Here is a 16583-nt window from a genome sequence, read left to right as displayed (position 1 = left end):
AAACGCAACGCGCGGGAGACCCGATCCGGGCCTCCCGCGCGTCCCACCGCTCCCCGTCTCAGGGCACGGTCAGCGTCGGCACCGTCCCAATCCGCACTGACGAATCCACGTTCACTGCGGCGGAGAACGAGCCGGCGCGCGCCTGGTTCAGCGTGATCGTCGGCGTCACCGTTCCCGAGAAGCCGGACACGATGTCGAAGGTCACCCGCACCAACTGAATGTTGCCGCTATCGGTGAGGTTCTGCGAGCTGGTCTGCGCCAGGTTGGTCAGCCCGGGCGACGGATTCCCCACGGCGATCAGGTCCAGGTTGCTCGCCAGAATCGTGCGCGACCGGTAGGCGAGCGCGGTGCTCGCATACTGCAGCGTCCAGTTCAGCGCGACGAGTTCGTCCGCGCCGCTCCCGTTCACGTCGGGACGCCCAGGGGCCGGTCCCATGTCGATCGCGAAGATCGCGGTCACCTGGCGACCCGTCGGGCCGGTGTTGGTGATGTTCCCCCACGTGAGGGTGAACGGATAGGTCGCCCCACCCGTCGGCTGGCAGGTCAACAGCACATCCTGCGTGAGTGTGTCATTCGCCACCAGTCCGTTGTAGATCACCGTCCGCGACGTGCACCCACCGGCAGTCACTTGGATCGATCCCGTGGGTGACGGCGCCCCCGCGATCGTGTACCGCCCGGTGCTGTCCGTCGTCGTCGTGTTCGGCGCAATCGTCACCGTGGCCCCGGCGATCACGCCACCGAGACTCGAGGTCACGAGACCTGTCACGGTCCCTGTCGGTGGCGGCGGTGTGCACGTGACCGCGAAGTTCACGGTGTGTACTCCGCCACCGGTGACAGTCACGCTCTGCGCCGGCGGCGCCGTGCAGTCACTCGGCAATCCGGACACGGTCACCGTGCGACTCCCACTCGGCACGTTTGCCACGCTGTACGAGCCATTGGCCGCGGTGGTCGCGCTCAGGCCACCGCTCACCGTGATCGTCGCTCCCTGGATGTTGCCCTTCTGTGGGGACGTCACCGCCCCAAGGATCGTCCCCGTCTGCACTGGAGGCCCGTTCACAAACGAGGCCTCGCGCACATCGGTCTTCGGCCGGTAGTTGAAGGACCCGGTGGCCGGCGTGCCGACGAGCGGGCCGAGCGCCGTAAAGGTGGTGGCCCTCGCGCCCAGGCCGCCGAGGACCTTGAACCGCAGACGCGCGATGGTCAGCACCCCACGATTCTGCCCCGGCGCCGTGCCACCGCTGAACCGTACCTTGCCACGCGCGATATCCGACTGGTCCACGGTCTGCTGTTGACCCGGACCAAAGTTGAACGCGTCCAGTCGCAGGATGACGGGGTCCCACTTGAGTGAATCCACCAGGAACGAACTGAGCTCCTCGGGTCCCGGCGTCTCGGGGATGTCCGCCGACAGATCGAGCGTCAATGTCAGATCCACGCTCTGGTTCACCTGGTCGACCGCACTGAAGGTCGCATTCCATGAGAACGGCGTCGTTCCCGGGTTCGCCGCCGTGATGGTGATGACGTGCGAAGCCGTCGACCGCGCGTTGCGGTTATCGGTGACCGTGAGCGTCGCGTTGTAGGTGCCTGGGGCGCTGTAGACCTTGGCGACCGTCGGACCCGAACTGATGGTCCCGTCGCCAAAGGCCCACGCGTATGACTGAATCGTCCCATCAGGGTCCGTGGACTGCGTCCCACTGAAGGTGACCGAGCTGTTGACCGTAGCACTCGCCGGCGCCGAGATGCGCGCCGTCGGGGCGACATTCGGGGCCCCGGAGTTCGTGACTGTGACCCGCGCCTGGTCGGTATGGGTCGCCCCCTTGTCGTCCGTCACCGTGACAGACGCCGTGAAGGTGCCCGCGTTCTCATAGACGTGGTCCACCGTTTCCCCATTCACCCGCGGGGTCCCATCGCCAAAGTCCCACTGCCAGGCAGTGACACGCCCGTCGGGATCGGTCGAACCGATCGCCGAGAGGCGGATCGCCACGCCTGCAGTGGCCGCGTAGGGACCATTCGCACGCGCCACCGGCGGCACGTTCTGTGTCGTGAAGGTGCCGACCGTGAAGGTGGCTTCCCGCGCACGGAGCTTGCTGACCTCCTCCGGGCTCCCCACGCCGACCGGACGCAGCGACTTGAGCACGGTGCCGGTTCTCGTGCTGGTCCCGGTCGCGCCAATCACCGTAAACCAGATCCGACCGAGCACGATGCGGCCGCTAAAGCCACCCGGGTCCGTTTCGAGGCCTGCCATCAGCACCAACCCCGGATTGCTCCGTCCGTTAGACGTCAGGGTGCCGATGTCGGCCTTGCGAACGGAGTCGAAGCGAAGGACCGTTGGCGAGTAGCCCACGTCGAACGACACCCCCTGGAAAGAGGTTGTCGGCAGGCGCGTCCCATCAAAGGTGGTGGTGAGGGACACCTTCGTTCCTGTCGGCGCAGCATCCGCAGACCACACGTGCTCCAGAACCACGGGCTTCCCCACGGTATCAGGGAGCTGTTGCGGGCGGGAGCAGCTGGCATTGAAGCGCAGCGTGTCCAGCGAAAGCGCCTTCACCGTCACGGTGCGACGGCGGTTGCCAATCACGTTGCACACGGCCGCAATGTCGCTGAGCGTCACTTCGTACTGACCGCCTCGGAGATTGTCGTAGCGGTAGGTCGCGATGCGCGTCTGGATCCGTTCCGTGCGCACGAACACCCGCGTGGTATCGACGGGATCAGGCTCGGTCAGGAGTCCCGTGACGCTGAGCCCCACCCCGTCGGCATCGGTGGTATCGCCATCCTGCTCGTATCGGATGACAACACTGCCGCGGCGCGGATCTCGACAGGACACATCAAAGCGGACAGAGGTCTCGGTCTCGAGGCCGATGTCAGTGACCACCGCCGTCCGGAGCGAGTCGCCCGTCTGGAAATCACAATTACGGGCAAGACCACGTAGCACCACCAGGTAGTTCCCCGCCCGCAGGGCGCCCAGGCGCCGCTGCCCGTTGGTCCCGATCGAGGTCGTGACCGTATCGCGCGGCCCGAGGACGGTGGCCACATACCCGTCCGGGTCCATGGAGCCGTCGTTCGGCGCTGTCGTGGTGACGGTCACGACGAGCGTGGGCAACGAAGGGGTGCGCGCCCCACCCACGGTCGACGGGCCGGATCGCCCGCCAAGAGTCGTGAGCGTCAGGACACGATAGCCATAGTAGGTCTCCGGCTTGACCTCGTTGTCGAAGACCGTGATACGACCGGCGGCCTGCGGGATGCTGCCCCCCACGGGACGGAAGGGCCCGTTCAGGTCTTCGCGCCGCTGCAACTCATATCCCGTCACATTGGCGGCATTCACTCGGTCCCACGAAATCGACACCGAACTGACGCCTACGGCCTCCACACGGAGGGCTGCAGCGGTCGGCGCCGCATCGACGGCCGTCTGTTCGGTGCCGCAGGCGGCAAGAACCGCCAGCGTTCCAAGGCCGGGTAACCAGTGCCTAACGCGCATGGCTCACTCCAAGGGACACGCCGATGCCCGGCTGGGCGTATCCGGTTTGCACCGCCCCACGGCGCGTGTCCTGCCGGAAGGTGACGCGGTTGTCGGTCAGGTTCTTGCCGGTCATGGTCACGGTCCATTGGCGCGACGCCTTCCACTGCACCTTGGCGTCGAGCGTGCCGCGCCCTTCCTCGATGATGTTCGGGCCCTGCTCCCCACCTCCGCCGCTGCGAAACCCGTAACGCGAGACCCGGTCGTCGAACCAGTTGTACAGGACCGAGGCCTCCATGCGGCCGCGCGGGTCGACCCAGTTGAGGTTCGCGTTCAGCAGCCAGGGGGACTGGTCCTCCAGCGGCAGGTCGCGATCGTAGTTTCCGAAGCGCGGGTCGATGGTCAGCCGGGACTGCACATACGTGCCGTTGACGCCGACCGCGAGGTTGCCGAGCGCCCCCGGCAGGAACGACAACCCCTTCCGCACATCGATCTCCGCCCCGACGTTCGTCGCGTCTTCCCCGTTGTTGTAGGTAAAGCGGCAGTTGTTGTCGCCGGTAATGGCGCGAATGATCGGCTGCTCGAAGTACTTCCAGAATCCGCTGACCGAGATCACCTCACCGGGCCCCGGGTACCACTCCCACCGCAGGTCGCCGTTGGTGATGAGGGTACGCTGCAAGGTCGGGTTGCCGATCAGGGGACAGGACCCGACCAGGTCGACATACTCATCGCGCGACAGCTCACGGGTGTCCGGGCGCGACAGGCTCTTGAACGCTGCCAACCGTAGGTTCATTCGCTCGCTGAGCGACACGGTAGCATTCGCCGACCAGAGCACGTCCTTGTTGTTCCGCGTCGTGGCGACAAGCGTGGAGTCCATCGCGAAGCGCTCGCGCCCGCCGTCCATCAGGTTCAGCCGCCAATCCTCCAGCCGCGCACCACCGACCACGCGCAGCCAGCTGAACACCGGCAGGTCCAGCATGGCGTACCCGGCAAACAGGTCATCGTCCGCGGAATACGGCTGTGCGAGGTTGCCGGGGAAGTTCACGATGAGGAAGTCCCCGACGTTCTCCGGCTGGAAGAGGCGCTCAGGGGGGAGCGTGCCAATCCGCGGCGGCAAGGCGCCCTGCAGGTTGAGGGAGAGCGCGGCGATCCTGGCGTCGAACTCGCGCACCTTGCGACGCGCCGATCCCCCCACCTTGAACATCGTCTCACGCCCACCAAACCACGGGAGCTGCGTCGAGAGGTCCACCTGGCCTGCCCTGAGGTCATCCTGCAGGTAACGGAACCAGAAGTCGGAGTTGATCCCTACGAAGAACGAGCTGTCGTCATCCGGGCGCACGTACGGCACCTGGCGGTTGTCCGGCTCGTCACGCGTCGAGCGGCTCACTGTGCCCTTCCACTCCGCCCGCCAGGGCCGGATGAATTGCCCGATATGCTCGCCGGTGAGCTGCGTCTGGATCAGGTCGCGCGTGATGTAGGAGAACTGGTAGCCGCGGAACGCCCCGTTCAGGTCAACGTTGAACCCTTCGTTCGTGGCGTAATACTCCTCGGCGTTCCGTGTGTAGAGGTTCTTCCACCCGAACTTGTGATTGGTCCCGAGGCGCAGGGCCGTATTGAAGATCCCACCCCAGTCCACCACCGACCGTCGCTCCCGGAAGACATACCCCCGCGCGGGGTTCGCATTTGGGTCGAGCAGGAACTGAAAGAGCCGCTCTGGCTGCAGTTCGTTCTTGTTCGACCAGGTCAGCGAGGTCAGGTACCCAAAGGCACTGGACCCGAACTGCTTCTGGTCCCCGACGTTCACGCCGAGTCCGAGGTTCGGGAGCGCACGGCGCATACGCGGCGTCCATTCGTTCCGCAGGGATTCCTGGTATCGCTCCACCGCCGTCGGGTCGTCGAAGGACGCCGGAAGCGTCGGTTCGCGACGCCGCTTGCCGGCGTCGAAGCCGAGGTAGTCGAGCCCCCTCCACTCCGGCAAGTCGACCATCCGACCGGTCACCAGTGAGTTGGCGCCCGCGGAGAGGTTGTACTGAAAGACGAACTCCTCCGGGAACTCCTTGGTGCGAATCTCGACGCTGCCACCAGAGAAATCGCCAGGCTTGTCCGGCGTCGCACTCTTGGTGACGACGATCCCGTCAATCAGCGACGACGGGAAGATGTCCATCGGCACCACCTTCTTCGACGGCTCCGGAGACGCGATCTCCACACCATTCAGCAGCGTGTTGCTGTACCGTTCGGCCAGGCCGCGCACCACGACGTACTTGTTGTCCACAATGGACACCCCAGGCACACGCACGGCCGCCTCGCCGGCATCGCTATCCGGCGCGCGCGCGATTTGTTCCGCGCTGATTCCGTCAGACGCCGAAGCGGCGCGCCGCTGCACAGCGAGCAGGCCGGCCTCGGACGTCGCCCGATCGGCACGCTCGGCGCTGACGACCACCGCTTCAAGGGAGACCGCGGCTGCGGAGAGAGCGAAGTTCACCACCGTCGTTTGCCCGTCCTCAACCGCAATCGAGTCGTACTGCTTCTGCTGCATCCCCAGGCGTCGCGCGAGCACCTTGTACTTGCCCACACGCAGCAGCCCGGTGCGATACCGCCCGTCGAGGTCCGTTACCACGATCGCGGCGCTGTCGCCCACGACAATGGTGACCCCCGAAATGGCCTGAGCGCTTCCGGCATCCACCACGCGTCCCGCGAGTCGTCCACCGCCTTGCGCGGTGGCTGCTGCGGGCAGGAGGCAAAGGAGACTCAGTACGTTCAGCAGGCGCGCCCTGCGGGGACGCCAACACACCGTGGTGCGCCCGCCCCCCAAGGGCAACGCTTCACTGGTTGACATGCAATTTCCTCTGGCGTGCCACACTCTCTTGGTGGGGCAAGCGGGTAAGAGTCGGCGCGGTCCATGCCAGTGACGCTGTGGTCACCTGGCGGTCCGCGATGGGCACCTGTCGTTCGGCGAGGTCCCGCTCCGAGGCGAGGCGGGCATCGTTGAGTTCGTAGAGCGGAAGCAGGCTCGGCATCCAGTAGCCCGCGCACCACTCCTGCAGGACGCACTGGCCGGCGGCACTCTCGATCACGCGATAGAGATTGCCCCCGTGGATGACGGGCGCGGTGAGCCGGTGGGCCGCGATGGGGATCAGGAGGGCGGAGGGTGCGGATGTCGTCGGACGCGGCCGATCCCTGCCTACCCTGGTCCGTGAACGTCGCTTGGCCACTCCTCGTCCTTCGCTGGGCGCTGCCCGGCGGCCGGGCCATGACTCGTTAGGCCTCCAGCCACGGCGGCGCGTGGGAAGGGATGATCGCCCTCCCGGGCGCGTCCGGCCATTGGCGCGTGGTAGAGAGCGCGCAACGCTTCGGTCCGCATTCACGCGGTGTTGTGTATCGGGAAGCGTTACACGGTCGCCAGCGGCTGTTACACGTGACCGGCCGACACTTGCGGACGTCCCCTCTTCGCCATGCGCCCCCATCTCCTGCTCCTCACCAGCCTGGTGGCCTGCCGCAGCGCCGTGACCGCTGAGGTCACGCCGCCGCCACCGCTGCCCCCGGCCATCGCGCGCCTCGCGCTGGTGCACGACGTCTCGCTCGTTGGGGCGCCCGCGCCGTCGCTCGCCTTCCACTCCCTGCTCGGCCAGGACGCGCTCGCCGTTGAGGTGCGCGACCTGCGTCGCTCCATGGTCGGCGCCGTGCGACCCGGGTGGGTGCGCGTCACCGCCAGCGTGCGCATCCACAATCGCCTCACGCGCACACGCCTCGTGACACCCACGTTTCCCACGGCGCCGGATGGTGGCGGCGGCATCTACCTGTTTGCCGCGCGTGTCGAAGCGCTCGCCACCCCGGGTGGGATTACGGTCACCTCGCCTAACGAGCTGCGGATCGCCGTGCCCGGCAGTGGGACCGTCTCCCCCTCGGTGGACTGGGACGGCCTTCCCTTCGACTACTGGCGCTCCACCCCCTGCCTGCCACCCGGCCCCACCTGCGCCCGGTTCAAGCGGTTCGCCGCCCCCGTCGCCGCCGGTGACGCCACGGAGTGGCGCACCATCGGCTTTGACGCGGAGCCCACCGTGCGGGACGTGCGCCTCCATTTGGTCCTCGCAGCCGACCTGGCCAATCCAGACTAGATCACGATCACCTGTGAGACGATCGCGTCGCCGTCGTCAGTGACGCCGATCGCGATGTAGGAACCGGCCGAGAGACTGGTCCCCAGATCGTACTTCCAGACACGCTCAAGCCCGTTGTCCTGGCTCGTCGCAGCTGTCTGTTCACTCAGGATACGCCAGACCTGGGCATTCGGCGCAATGCCCGCCTCCAGCTTGGCCAGGTAGACGCGGGCAAACGGAGAATCGGTCTGGCCGCTCGGCCCCACGGCTTCCATGCGAATGAAGCCGGATCCCGTGAACGGACGCCACTTCAGCAGCGCCAGCTGGCCGGTCAGGTTGGCAAACCCCGGAGTCCCCGTTGGCGTCTCCACCATCCCGGGCAGGATCACCGCATTTGCGGCCAGGGTCGCGGGCACGAGGTTCGGCACATCACGCACGACCACATTGGTCGCGTTCGGCTTGACGGTCGCCGCGTTGTAGGCTTGCGGCGCGTGCGCGACATCGGTGCTCTCGATCGCACGGATAAAGTGGGAGATCGTGAAGCCGGGCCCACCTGAAATTGGTGACGTCAACAGCGAGTCAAACGCGGTCCCGATGGCGAAGGATCCCGCCGCTCCGCCTTCATAGGCCAGGATGGTGGTCGTTGGCAGGTTCGGGTAGCCGACGTACAGTTGGCCCTTCGTCAGCTCAACATTGTCGGTGGCGACCGGGACGAAGGTCACCGCCTGGCCGCCCCGCATGAACGCGGGCGCGCCCGCCGTGGCCACCAGCGGCGCCGAGGCGCCGGTGCCCTGGTCATAGAGCACGCGCTTGCGCAACACGCTGCTCGCGTTCCCCGCCTGGTCGCGCACGAGACCCACCCACCCGTAGTAGCCCTCGAGCCCGGTCGTGCCATCGAGCGCCGTGGTGAGCTGCCGGTACCCATCGGTGAGGGGAGAGCCCGCGAAGGCCACGGCGCCCGCCGTACACGTGCCATTGACCGCGGTGCCGATCACGCAGGTGCGCGTGCCAAGGAACGAGCCCGAGGGATTGGGCTGCGAGTGTCGCTCCAGCGTCACCTCAACCGGGGTGGCGCCGAACCCGCTGCGGTCATCAATCGCCTCGATGCCGAACACGAAGGGCGACAGGCCGACGTCCGTCAGTGAGGTGTACACCGAATCCGAGGAGAAGCCGATCGTGGCGGCCCCTGGGGGTGGACTGGTCAGGTAACGCGCGGTCGGCGCCACGAGGTCCACCCCAAAAGTCGCGAGAGGGTTCACGCCAGACCCGGTCAACGGCACCTCGCGTCGGTTGCCGAGGCGGTCGGCATAGCGCGCAACACCCTTGTAGGCCAGGTGGGTCGTCGTCGCCGCCAGTGCGCTTCCCTGGGTCGCCACGACCGTATCCGTGAGCGCGCCACCGGTGATCCGGAACTCCACGAGGGCGCTGGCGGCCGTTGGCGTCGTGTTGGAACCGGCCAGCCCGACCCCGGCATCCCCCACCAAGCCACTGAGTCCCGACTCGAACGGATAGGTGCCGTTGATCCAGTTATTGCTGTTGGCCGAGGCCGTGGAGATGACGAAGGTCGCACCCGAAGGCGGCGGTGCGTTGTCCACGCGGAGGCCCGTGAGACGTTCGCCTGAGGTGACCTGCGGCTGGGCATTGAGCACGCCGGCCCCCGACGTCCCCGCCGTTCCGGCCAAGGCAATGGTCTCGCCCAGCGTGCTGGCCGCCGTCATCGCGGGGAACTGACCATTCAGGTACGCCTCACCCGTGGTTGGCGCGCTGAAACCGTTCAACGCGAGGGTGTCAACCGAGACGCCAGTACGCGTCGACACCAGGTTGGCCACCGGCGCCTCGCCGGGAAAGGCAATGGTGCGCAAGCCGATCACCCGCCCGGAGAACGAGACCGGGACGCTACGGACCACCAGCCCTCGACCCGCCTGCACCCACGCGCGTCCGTTCGCGTCGTTGGCATTGAACTGCGAGGTCGAGCTCAGCGCCTGCATCGTCACATGAAAGCCATCGGGATTGAACAGGGTCAGCAATACCGTGTTGGATGCCGACTGAGCCGTCCCGCTGCCCGGGGCCACGGACTTCGCCACCGCGCGCAGCGCAACCGGGCCGTTCTTCATGCGCACCTCACCCGTCTCCGGATCGTACAGTTCCGTGCGGAACGACAGGACGATCGGCGCGGTGGATGCCTGCGCTGCGTCCGCCCGGCCCGCCGTTGCGCCGCCGCCGAGGAACGCCTGCGTGGCGACGAGGATGTCGGACCCGTTCTGGTTCACGATCAGGTCCACCGTCGACAGGGGGTCCTGGCCGGGGGCCACATTGATCGTGACATCGAGCTGCCCACCCGCACCCTGCAGGTTGACGGGGAAACCGGTTCCGCCCTTCGTGATCGACTGGATCGACACCTGCGGCGGCGCCGGCGACTTTACGCTGACGATGGCGGTCGCAGTCACGTTAGGCGACGCCACCGCCGACACCGTGATCGTCGTCGTCCCGATCGCAACGGCCGTCACCACGCCGGCGGGAGAGACGGTGGCGATCGCGGGATTGTTCGATGTGTAGGTCACGCTGCGGGTGACGCCATCGTCGGCCTGCACGTTCACCGCCAGCGCCTGCTGCGCCCCCGGCTGCAACTCCACGGACGCTGGCGTCACGCTCAACGAACGCACGCCAGCCGCCGGCTGCACCGTCACCGCCGATGAGGCCGACACTTCGGGGCGCGCGCGCGACGTCGCCGTGACCACAGCGACCCCTTCCGCCAATCCGGTGACAACGCCGGTACTCGAGATGGAGACGCGGCTCGGGTCGGCCGAGCTCCACAACACGGTGCGGTCTGCCCCGGAGTCGGCCTGCACCGCCGCCACCAGCGGCACGCTGGTCCCCACGCGCAACGTCAAGGTCGCTGGGGTAATGCCGATCGATCGCACGGTGGCCGCCGGGAGCACCTGAATGGTGGCAAACGCAGAAATGTCGGGCCGGGCGCGCGAGGTCGCCGTGACGATCACCACCCCCTCGGAGACCGCCGTCACGATCCCGTTCGCCGACACCGTGGCGCGCCGCGGATCTGCCGAGCTCCACGTTACCCCGCGGTCCGCGCCGGAGTCCGCCGTCACTTGCGCCACCATGATGAGCGTTTCGCCGGGCTTGAGCGTCGCGTTCACCGGCGCGACCCCAATCCCTCGAATCGCAGGTTCCGCTGGCGGGGCAATGATGGAAACGTCGTCACCACAGGCGGCGGCGAACACCGCACCAAGCACGACACAGAAGCGCGTCAATCGGGAGGGGACCATCGGCGTATCAACCCACATGGCAATTGGAGGCTCAGCACACGGCGACACCGCGCGACCACGGGCGGTGCGCGGGGACGCGAAGGTTGGGCGGACACGAGACCGGGGCCAGTCAGCCGTACGGTTCGGTGCAGGAGTGTTGCGCGACGTCACCGACACCGTGACACGCGCCGCACGACCGTGACGGCCTCGTCGGCGCGTGGTGACACAACGGTGACCAGGGCAGGACCGATCGCCCGAGGACCGCTCACCTAACACTCCGCAGCTTGCCGAGGACCCGACCGACGCGGGCCGGTCAGCGTGACCGGCCGGTGATGACCACGGTTCACGCGCGTGACGGCACCGCCGCCGAGATCCCGCAGATTCGGCCCCGTCCCCACGTCCTCCCGGTGCCCATGTCCCGTCGGTTGCTTCCCCTCGTCTTCTGCCTCCTCACGACCGCGTCCGCCGCGCGCGGCCCGATCACTCATGTGGCCAGTGGCACCATCCATGGGAGACTGACCTGGCGTGCGGTCGTCGCCCTCGACGGCCCGGTGACGCTCGCCGCGGACGCCGAGCTCGTGATCGCCCCCGGGACCCGCATCGAGGCCGCTCCGGGCGCCTCCCTGTCCATCAGCCGCGATGCCCGTGTGATCGCCATCGGGACGCCCCTCCAGCCCATTGTGTTCAGCTGCAATTCGCGTCCCACGTATGAGGGATGCTGGGACGGCCTGAGCATCCGGGGCAACGCCCGGATCAACTTCGGGGCCCTGACCAGTCCCGCCGCGCGCGGCACCGGCCCCTCCGGCTGTCGGGAGACCCAGGCCGGCGCCCTGGCCTACGGCGGCTGCGATGACGCCGATTCCTCGGGGGTCCTTCGCTACGTCCGGGTGGAACATGCCCGCGACGGACTGCAGCTGTTGGGCGTCGGGCGTGGCACCACCATCGACTTCGTGCAGGTCAACCGCAGCCGCCGCGACGGACTCCGGATCGTCGGGGGCACGGTGGGGCTGCGCCATGCCTTCCTCACCGCCAACCGAGAGTACGGCCTCACCTGGCTCGGCGGATGGCGTGGCAACGCACAGTTTGTCGCCATTCAGCAGGACGCCGCCTGGCAGCATGGCGGGATGCTTGCAAGCAACGCCGCCGCCGACGACAGCGCGAATACGCAGGGCGTCCCCCGCTCTGCTCCCGTCCTGCACAATGTCACAATCGTCGCACCCTCGCTCCCGGCCAATCCCTTCCACGCAACCGCCACGGCCATCGTCCTCGCCCGCGGCACGTCCGGCGAGCTCCGCAACGTTCTCGCCTTCCGGCCTCCCGTCGCTTTCGGGCTCGCCGACGCCTCCACCTGCATCCCCTTCAGCATCGACCCGCCGGTCCTGACCCACGTCCTCGTAGCCGGCGCGACGACCCCGGGTGACCCCGACGCCGATCCCACCTGCCTCGGCTACACATCGCCGGACGTCGAGGCCCAGTGGCTCGCTGACCCGGCGAACGCGAGCCGCATCGTCACCAGCCCGACGCAGGTGCAGCAGCTGCTCATTGGCGCGGAGAACCTCATCACACCCGATGCGCGCCCCCGGCCCGGGACCGACGCGGTCACACTACCGCCAGCCGCAACACCCGCCGACCCATTCTTCGTTTCCGCACCCTACATCGGCGCAGTAGCCCCGGCCGGCCTCATCGCCACGAATATTCCCTGGCACGCGGGCTGGACGATTGCGGCGCCGCTGCCTCCGGCGCCTGGAGGCGTATCCGGCATCGTGGCCAGCACGACCCGTGGGCCGTTCGGTGCCGCGACGGTGTCCTCCAACGTTGGGACTACCGGCGCCACGAACGCATCCGGGATGTATGCCTTGTCGCTTCCGGCCGGTGACCACACGCTGGGGGTGACCGGACTCCCGCCGGGGTGTGGCGTGACGCCGAGCCACGTGGCCGTCCCGAGCGGTGGGAGCGTGACCGCAGACCTGGCGGTCAATTGCGCCGTCATCGAAGGAGTCACCGCTGCCACGTCGCATGGGTGCGCCACGATGACCACCACCATCCAGTGTTGGGGTGAGAATGCCAACGGCGCCCTCGGTATCGGCACGACCGTCCCACCCCTGTCCTCGGTCCCGCTTCGAGTGGTCACGCCGTTCCCGATTTCCGACCTCACGTCGGGGTACGCCCACACGTGTGGACTCGCGGGCGGCACGGCCTTCTGCTGGGGGCTCAACGCGTTCGCCGCGTTAGGCAACGGGGCGATCGGCGGGGTGCAGTCCACCCCACTCCCACCGCAATCGGGTGGGGTGTCGTTCTCGAAGATCGCCGCCGGGGGATACCATACCTGCGGGCTCACGGCGCAGGGGGAGGCGTGGTGCTGGGGCTGGAACGCCGAAGGCCAGACCGGCATCGGATCGGCGGGGTCACCCGTGATCCTGCCACAGCGCGTGCAGGATGGCGGCCTGCGCTTCACTGACATCGCCGCGGGAGAAAGCCACACCTGTGCCCTGACCGCTGCAGGCGCCGCCTTCTGCTGGGGCGGGAACGCCCGCGGCGAGCTGGGGTCCGACCCCGCGATCGTCGGAGCCATGGTACCGACCCCGCTCGCGGTCCCCGGAGGGACAACCTTCGCCCGCATCGATGGGGGCCTCGTGCACACATGCGCGCTCGACTCCACCTCGCGCGCGTGGTGCTGGGGTGATCGCACGCGTGGACAGGTGGGCGATGGACTCGTCGATGCGACGATCGCTCCCCCGACCATGGTCGCCCCAGGCGTGCAATTCCTGCGGCTGAGCGTTGGCGGTGAGACCACCTGCGGCATCGCGGTCTCCGCGACCCACACAGTTTACTGTTGGGGGCGTGGTGACCTCGGATCGCTCGGCGACGGCACCACCACAGGCAGCCAGCCGGTGCCCACGATCGCCACCAACCTCGCGGTTCCGGGCCCGGCGCTGGCACTGCCCCGCATCGACGTCGGTCCGGCTTCCGGGCCTAACGGCTCACTCGTCTGTGCTGTGAACACCCTGGGGGAAGTCTGGTGCTGGGGCCCAGGAACCTTCGGGCAGCGCGGCGACGGCACCACGACGGCGATCGTGTCGACACCCGTGCGCGTGTTGCTGCTCGCCCCGTGATCGCTCGTACGAAGGGGCGCCGCTGGTCCGTCAGCCGCGCCCCTTCATCGCAACCCCGGCACAGCTCAGGTCGCGGCGATCACCACTGAAGTGTTCAGCTTCACCACGATGTCCGCCCCGGCATTCACGCAGCCTTCGTAATTCGCCGTCGCCGCCGCCGCGGCCGCACCCGCCGCCGCACCGGCAGCCGCACCGATCAGCGTCCCCTTCTTCCCCTTGCCGAGGACCTGACCGACGATCGCGCCGACCGCCGCGCCGCCCGCCACCTTCTTCGCGTCATTCCCCTTGCTCGACGCACGCACACGATCAATGGTCGCCGTCTGCACATCCGCATCCAACGGGTAGGTGCGCCCGCCGAAGGTCACGTTGATCACCCGGAACCCCATCACGATGTTGTCATTGGTGTTGTCCGAGCGCTTGAGCTCCGTCAGTTCGAGCGTCACGTCGGCACCAGACGGGATCATCACCCCGTTCGAGCCACTGACCGCTTCCGTCACTGTGGCGGTAAATCGGTCGCCCACCTTGTTGGTGTTGGTGCACACCTGGTTGAGCGCGTCCAACTTGAGGATGCTCCCAGCCGCGACACTCCCGGTCGCCTTCTCCGCCGCACCACTCCCCTTGTCGATCGTGTTCCCACTCGGCGTCGTGGTGGGTGCTGGCGCCGGTGGTGGAGTTGGGGTCGGCGTGGGGGTTGGGTTGGACTTCGCGGGCGGCAGGCTCTGCTTCGGCCGCGGCGTCGACTTGGGTGTCGCGGCCGGCGGAGGTGGAGGCGGGGCTTCCGCGAGCACCGCGGTGTCCGGCACATCCTGCAATTGCGGCTGCGCCATTGAATCCTCGCCCGCGCGAGCCAGGTCGCGCGTCAGGGTCGAGTCCTGCGCCAAGCCGTCATTCGTGCGGTCGCCGCAGGCCAAGGCGATAGCGGCCAGCGCGGCAACGAGCAGTGGAGTGCGCATCGGGGTCCGGGTGGATGGGGTCCCTCCAAGATACCACCGCCGGGGCGAAAGGTGCCGTGACCCATGACCGGCCGGGGTGGTGCCAGGCGAGGTCGTCTACAACCGGTCCAGGAGGAACTCCGGAGTGAACCGGTTCAGGTAGGACGCGAGGATTGTGAAACGCCCCGTGACCATCAGCACCCCGATCGCCACCATGATCACCCCGGTTCCCCGCTGCAACCAGGCCATGTGTCGCTTGATGCGGTGGAAAAAGGCCATGAAGCGATCGACCGCCACGGCCGAGATGATGAAGGGAACCGCCAACCCGAGCGAGTACGCCACGAGCAGCCCAAGGGCCTCCCCCATCGTCTCCTGCGCGGACGCGTACGCGTAGATCGACGCGAGGATCGGGCCGATGCAGGGCGTCCACCCTGCGCCGAACGCGATGCCAACGAACACCGTGCCGAGGTACCCGGCGGGCTTGTCGGCCAGGTGCACCCGCTTCTCGGTGGAGAGCATCTGGCTGCGCAGGATCCCCATCAGGTACAGCCCGAAGATGATGATCATCACGCCGCCGGCCTTGCTGATCCACCCGCGGTTGGCGACGGCGACCTGGCCGATCCCCGAGGCAATTGCGCCGATGGCGACAAAGATCAGCGAGAAGCCAAAGGTGAAAAGCAGGCCATGGATGAGGGCCGTCCGTCGCGTCGCCGTTGACTGCGCGTCCTCCAGCGAGACACCACTGATGAACGTGATGTAGGTGGGGACGAGCGGCAGGACGCAGGGCGAGAGGAAGGACAGCAGTCCCGCCGTAAAGGCGACAAACCAGCCGACGCTCGCGACCTCCATGTCAGGCCGCGGCCCCCTCGACCCACGGGGGCGCGTCGAGCCGCGTGCGAAGGGACTCGCCACTCAAGCGCTCCGGTTCGGCCGTCTCCCCCGACCGGCGCACCACACCGGCGATCACCCGGTCCAGGGTCGCCAGCGGCGCATCGGCCTGGTGCACGACCTCAAGCTCCCACTTCCCGCGATCCGGTCCCTTGAGCACGAGACGATAACGTGCACAAAGGATGGCGAGTCGTTCCTGCGGGTCACGCACGGGGACGGTCCGCTCCGGCGCCGGGAGGGCGAGGATATCGCCTAACGCGATCGATTCTTCCGGTTCGGCCACGCCCACGTCGGCCAGCGCGACGTCGGTGTCGAGTTCCCGCTCCACGTCGCCCACCGTGGCATCGGCCATCTCGTGCAACGGAAGGTCCGCGACGTGCACCCCATCGGATGTGACCAAGAGGGCCCGCTCGCGCTCGACGGCCGCTTCGTCAGACGTCACCGTCACCGGCCACGAGTCCCCGAGACCGCTGCCAGCGTCGCCCAGGTCGTCGGACTCGGCGTCATCAACTTCGGCGATCGCGAGGGTCATGACCATCTCGTGATCGGCCGGGACCACCGCACCATCTACGGCGTCCTCGACCAGCTCGTCCATCTCGAGCGCCGCTGTTGCATCCGGGATGGAATCGAACCCCTGCTCGACGGCGAGGACGGCGATCCCCGATTCGACCCCGCCTTGCCGCATGGCGGGAAACACCCGCACCTCCACGATGCGGGACTCGGGTACTCGCTCGAGCACTCCGTTGAGAAAGCGGCGCGTCACGTCATTCATCGCACGACCCCCACGAATGGAGGACGGCAGGAGGGAGCGATCGCGGCGGGCGAATGCAGACGAGGCAGGT

Annotated in this window: 9 protein-coding genes; 2 read left to right on the top strand and 7 right to left on the bottom strand. The window is 67.8% G+C overall.

Features of this window, described 5'->3' with window-relative positions; all coding sequences use genetic code 11:
- Positions 1-58: 58 nt before the first annotated feature.
- The 3 genes from IPK85_26900 to IPK85_26890 are packed head-to-tail and all read right to left on the bottom strand — an operon-like array spanning position 59 to position 6663.
- Complete coding sequence (locus tag IPK85_26900) at positions 59-3472, bottom strand: PKD domain-containing protein (protein MBK8250995.1); 3414 nt, start codon at positions 3470-3472, stop codon at positions 59-61.
- Positions 3462-6287 (bottom strand): carboxypeptidase regulatory-like domain-containing protein, encoded by a 2826-nt coding sequence (locus tag IPK85_26895; GenBank protein ID MBK8250994.1) that lies wholly within the window; start codon positions 6285-6287, stop codon positions 3462-3464. Before IPK85_26895 ends, IPK85_26900 begins: the two co-directional genes overlap by 11 nt.
- Entirely contained in the window at positions 6274-6663 is a 390-nt protein-coding gene (locus IPK85_26890; protein MBK8250993.1) for a hypothetical protein, read from the bottom strand. The genes IPK85_26895 and IPK85_26890 overlap by 14 nt, the downstream gene beginning before the upstream one ends.
- Positions 6664-6903: 240 nt before the next feature.
- Here IPK85_26890 and IPK85_26885 point away from each other — a divergent pair, with 240 nt between their 5' ends.
- Positions 6904-7566, top strand: coding sequence for a hypothetical protein (locus IPK85_26885; GenBank protein MBK8250992.1), 663 nt, complete (start codon positions 6904-6906; stop codon positions 7564-7566).
- On the opposite strand, the gene IPK85_26880 is transcribed toward IPK85_26885, so the two are convergent.
- Positions 7563-10829 (bottom strand): Ig domain-containing protein, encoded by a 3267-nt coding sequence (locus IPK85_26880; protein MBK8250991.1) that lies wholly within the window; start codon positions 10827-10829, stop codon positions 7563-7565. The two genes, IPK85_26885 and IPK85_26880, sit on opposite strands and share 4 nt — an antisense overlap.
- A 311-nt stretch (positions 10830-11140) precedes the next feature.
- Between IPK85_26880 and IPK85_26875 the strand changes: the two genes are divergently transcribed.
- Positions 11141-13921, top strand: coding sequence for a hypothetical protein (locus tag IPK85_26875; GenBank protein MBK8250990.1), 2781 nt, complete (start codon positions 11141-11143; stop codon positions 13919-13921).
- Between the two features lie 65 nt (positions 13922-13986).
- On the opposite strand, the gene IPK85_26870 is transcribed toward IPK85_26875, so the two are convergent.
- From IPK85_26870 to IPK85_26860, 3 genes are all read right to left on the bottom strand, one after another.
- Positions 13987-14874: a hypothetical protein gene (locus IPK85_26870; protein MBK8250989.1), complete on the bottom strand. Its 888-nt coding sequence runs from the start codon at positions 14872-14874 to the stop codon at positions 13987-13989.
- A 96-nt stretch (positions 14875-14970) separates the two neighbouring features.
- Positions 14971-15702, bottom strand: coding sequence for a cytochrome c biogenesis protein CcdA (locus IPK85_26865; protein MBK8250988.1), 732 nt, complete (start codon positions 15700-15702; stop codon positions 14971-14973).
- 1 nt (position 15703) lies between these two features.
- Positions 15704-16513, bottom strand: a complete 810-nt coding sequence (locus IPK85_26860) for a hypothetical protein (GenBank protein MBK8250987.1) — start codon at positions 16511-16513, stop codon at positions 15704-15706.
- Positions 16514-16583: the final 70 nt, after the last annotated feature.

This window comes from Gemmatimonadota bacterium, from assembly GCA_016712265.1.
GTDB lineage: Bacteria > Gemmatimonadota > Gemmatimonadetes > Gemmatimonadales > Gemmatimonadaceae > RBC101.
Note: the sequence above shows the minus strand (reverse complement) of the source record. Positions and strands in the feature narration are given on the sequence as shown.

Bases quoted from the DNA above. Each gene is read 5' to 3' on its own strand.
- IPK85_26900 (MBK8250995.1), bottom strand. From the start codon at position 3,472: ATGCGCGTTAGGCACTGGTTACCCGGCCTTGGAACGCTGGCGGTTCTT.
- IPK85_26895 (MBK8250994.1), bottom strand. From the start codon at position 6,287: ATGTCAACCAGTGAAGCGTTGCCCTTGGGGGGCGGGCGCACCACGGTG.
- IPK85_26885 (MBK8250992.1), top strand. From the start codon at position 6,904: ATGCGCCCCCATCTCCTGCTCCTCACCAGCCTGGTGGCCTGCCGCAGC.
- IPK85_26880 (MBK8250991.1), bottom strand. From the start codon at position 10,829: ATGGTCCCCTCCCGATTGACGCGCTTCTGTGTCGTGCTTGGTGCGGTG.
- IPK85_26875 (MBK8250990.1), top strand. From the start codon at position 11,141: ATGACCACGGTTCACGCGCGTGACGGCACCGCCGCCGAGATCCCGCAG.
- IPK85_26870 (MBK8250989.1), bottom strand. From the start codon at position 14,874: ATGCGCACTCCACTGCTCGTTGCCGCGCTGGCCGCTATCGCCTTGGCC.
- IPK85_26865 (MBK8250988.1), bottom strand. From the start codon at position 15,702: ATGGAGGTCGCGAGCGTCGGCTGGTTTGTCGCCTTTACGGCGGGACTG.
- IPK85_26860 (MBK8250987.1), bottom strand. From the start codon at position 16,513: ATGAATGACGTGACGCGCCGCTTTCTCAACGGAGTGCTCGAGCGAGTA.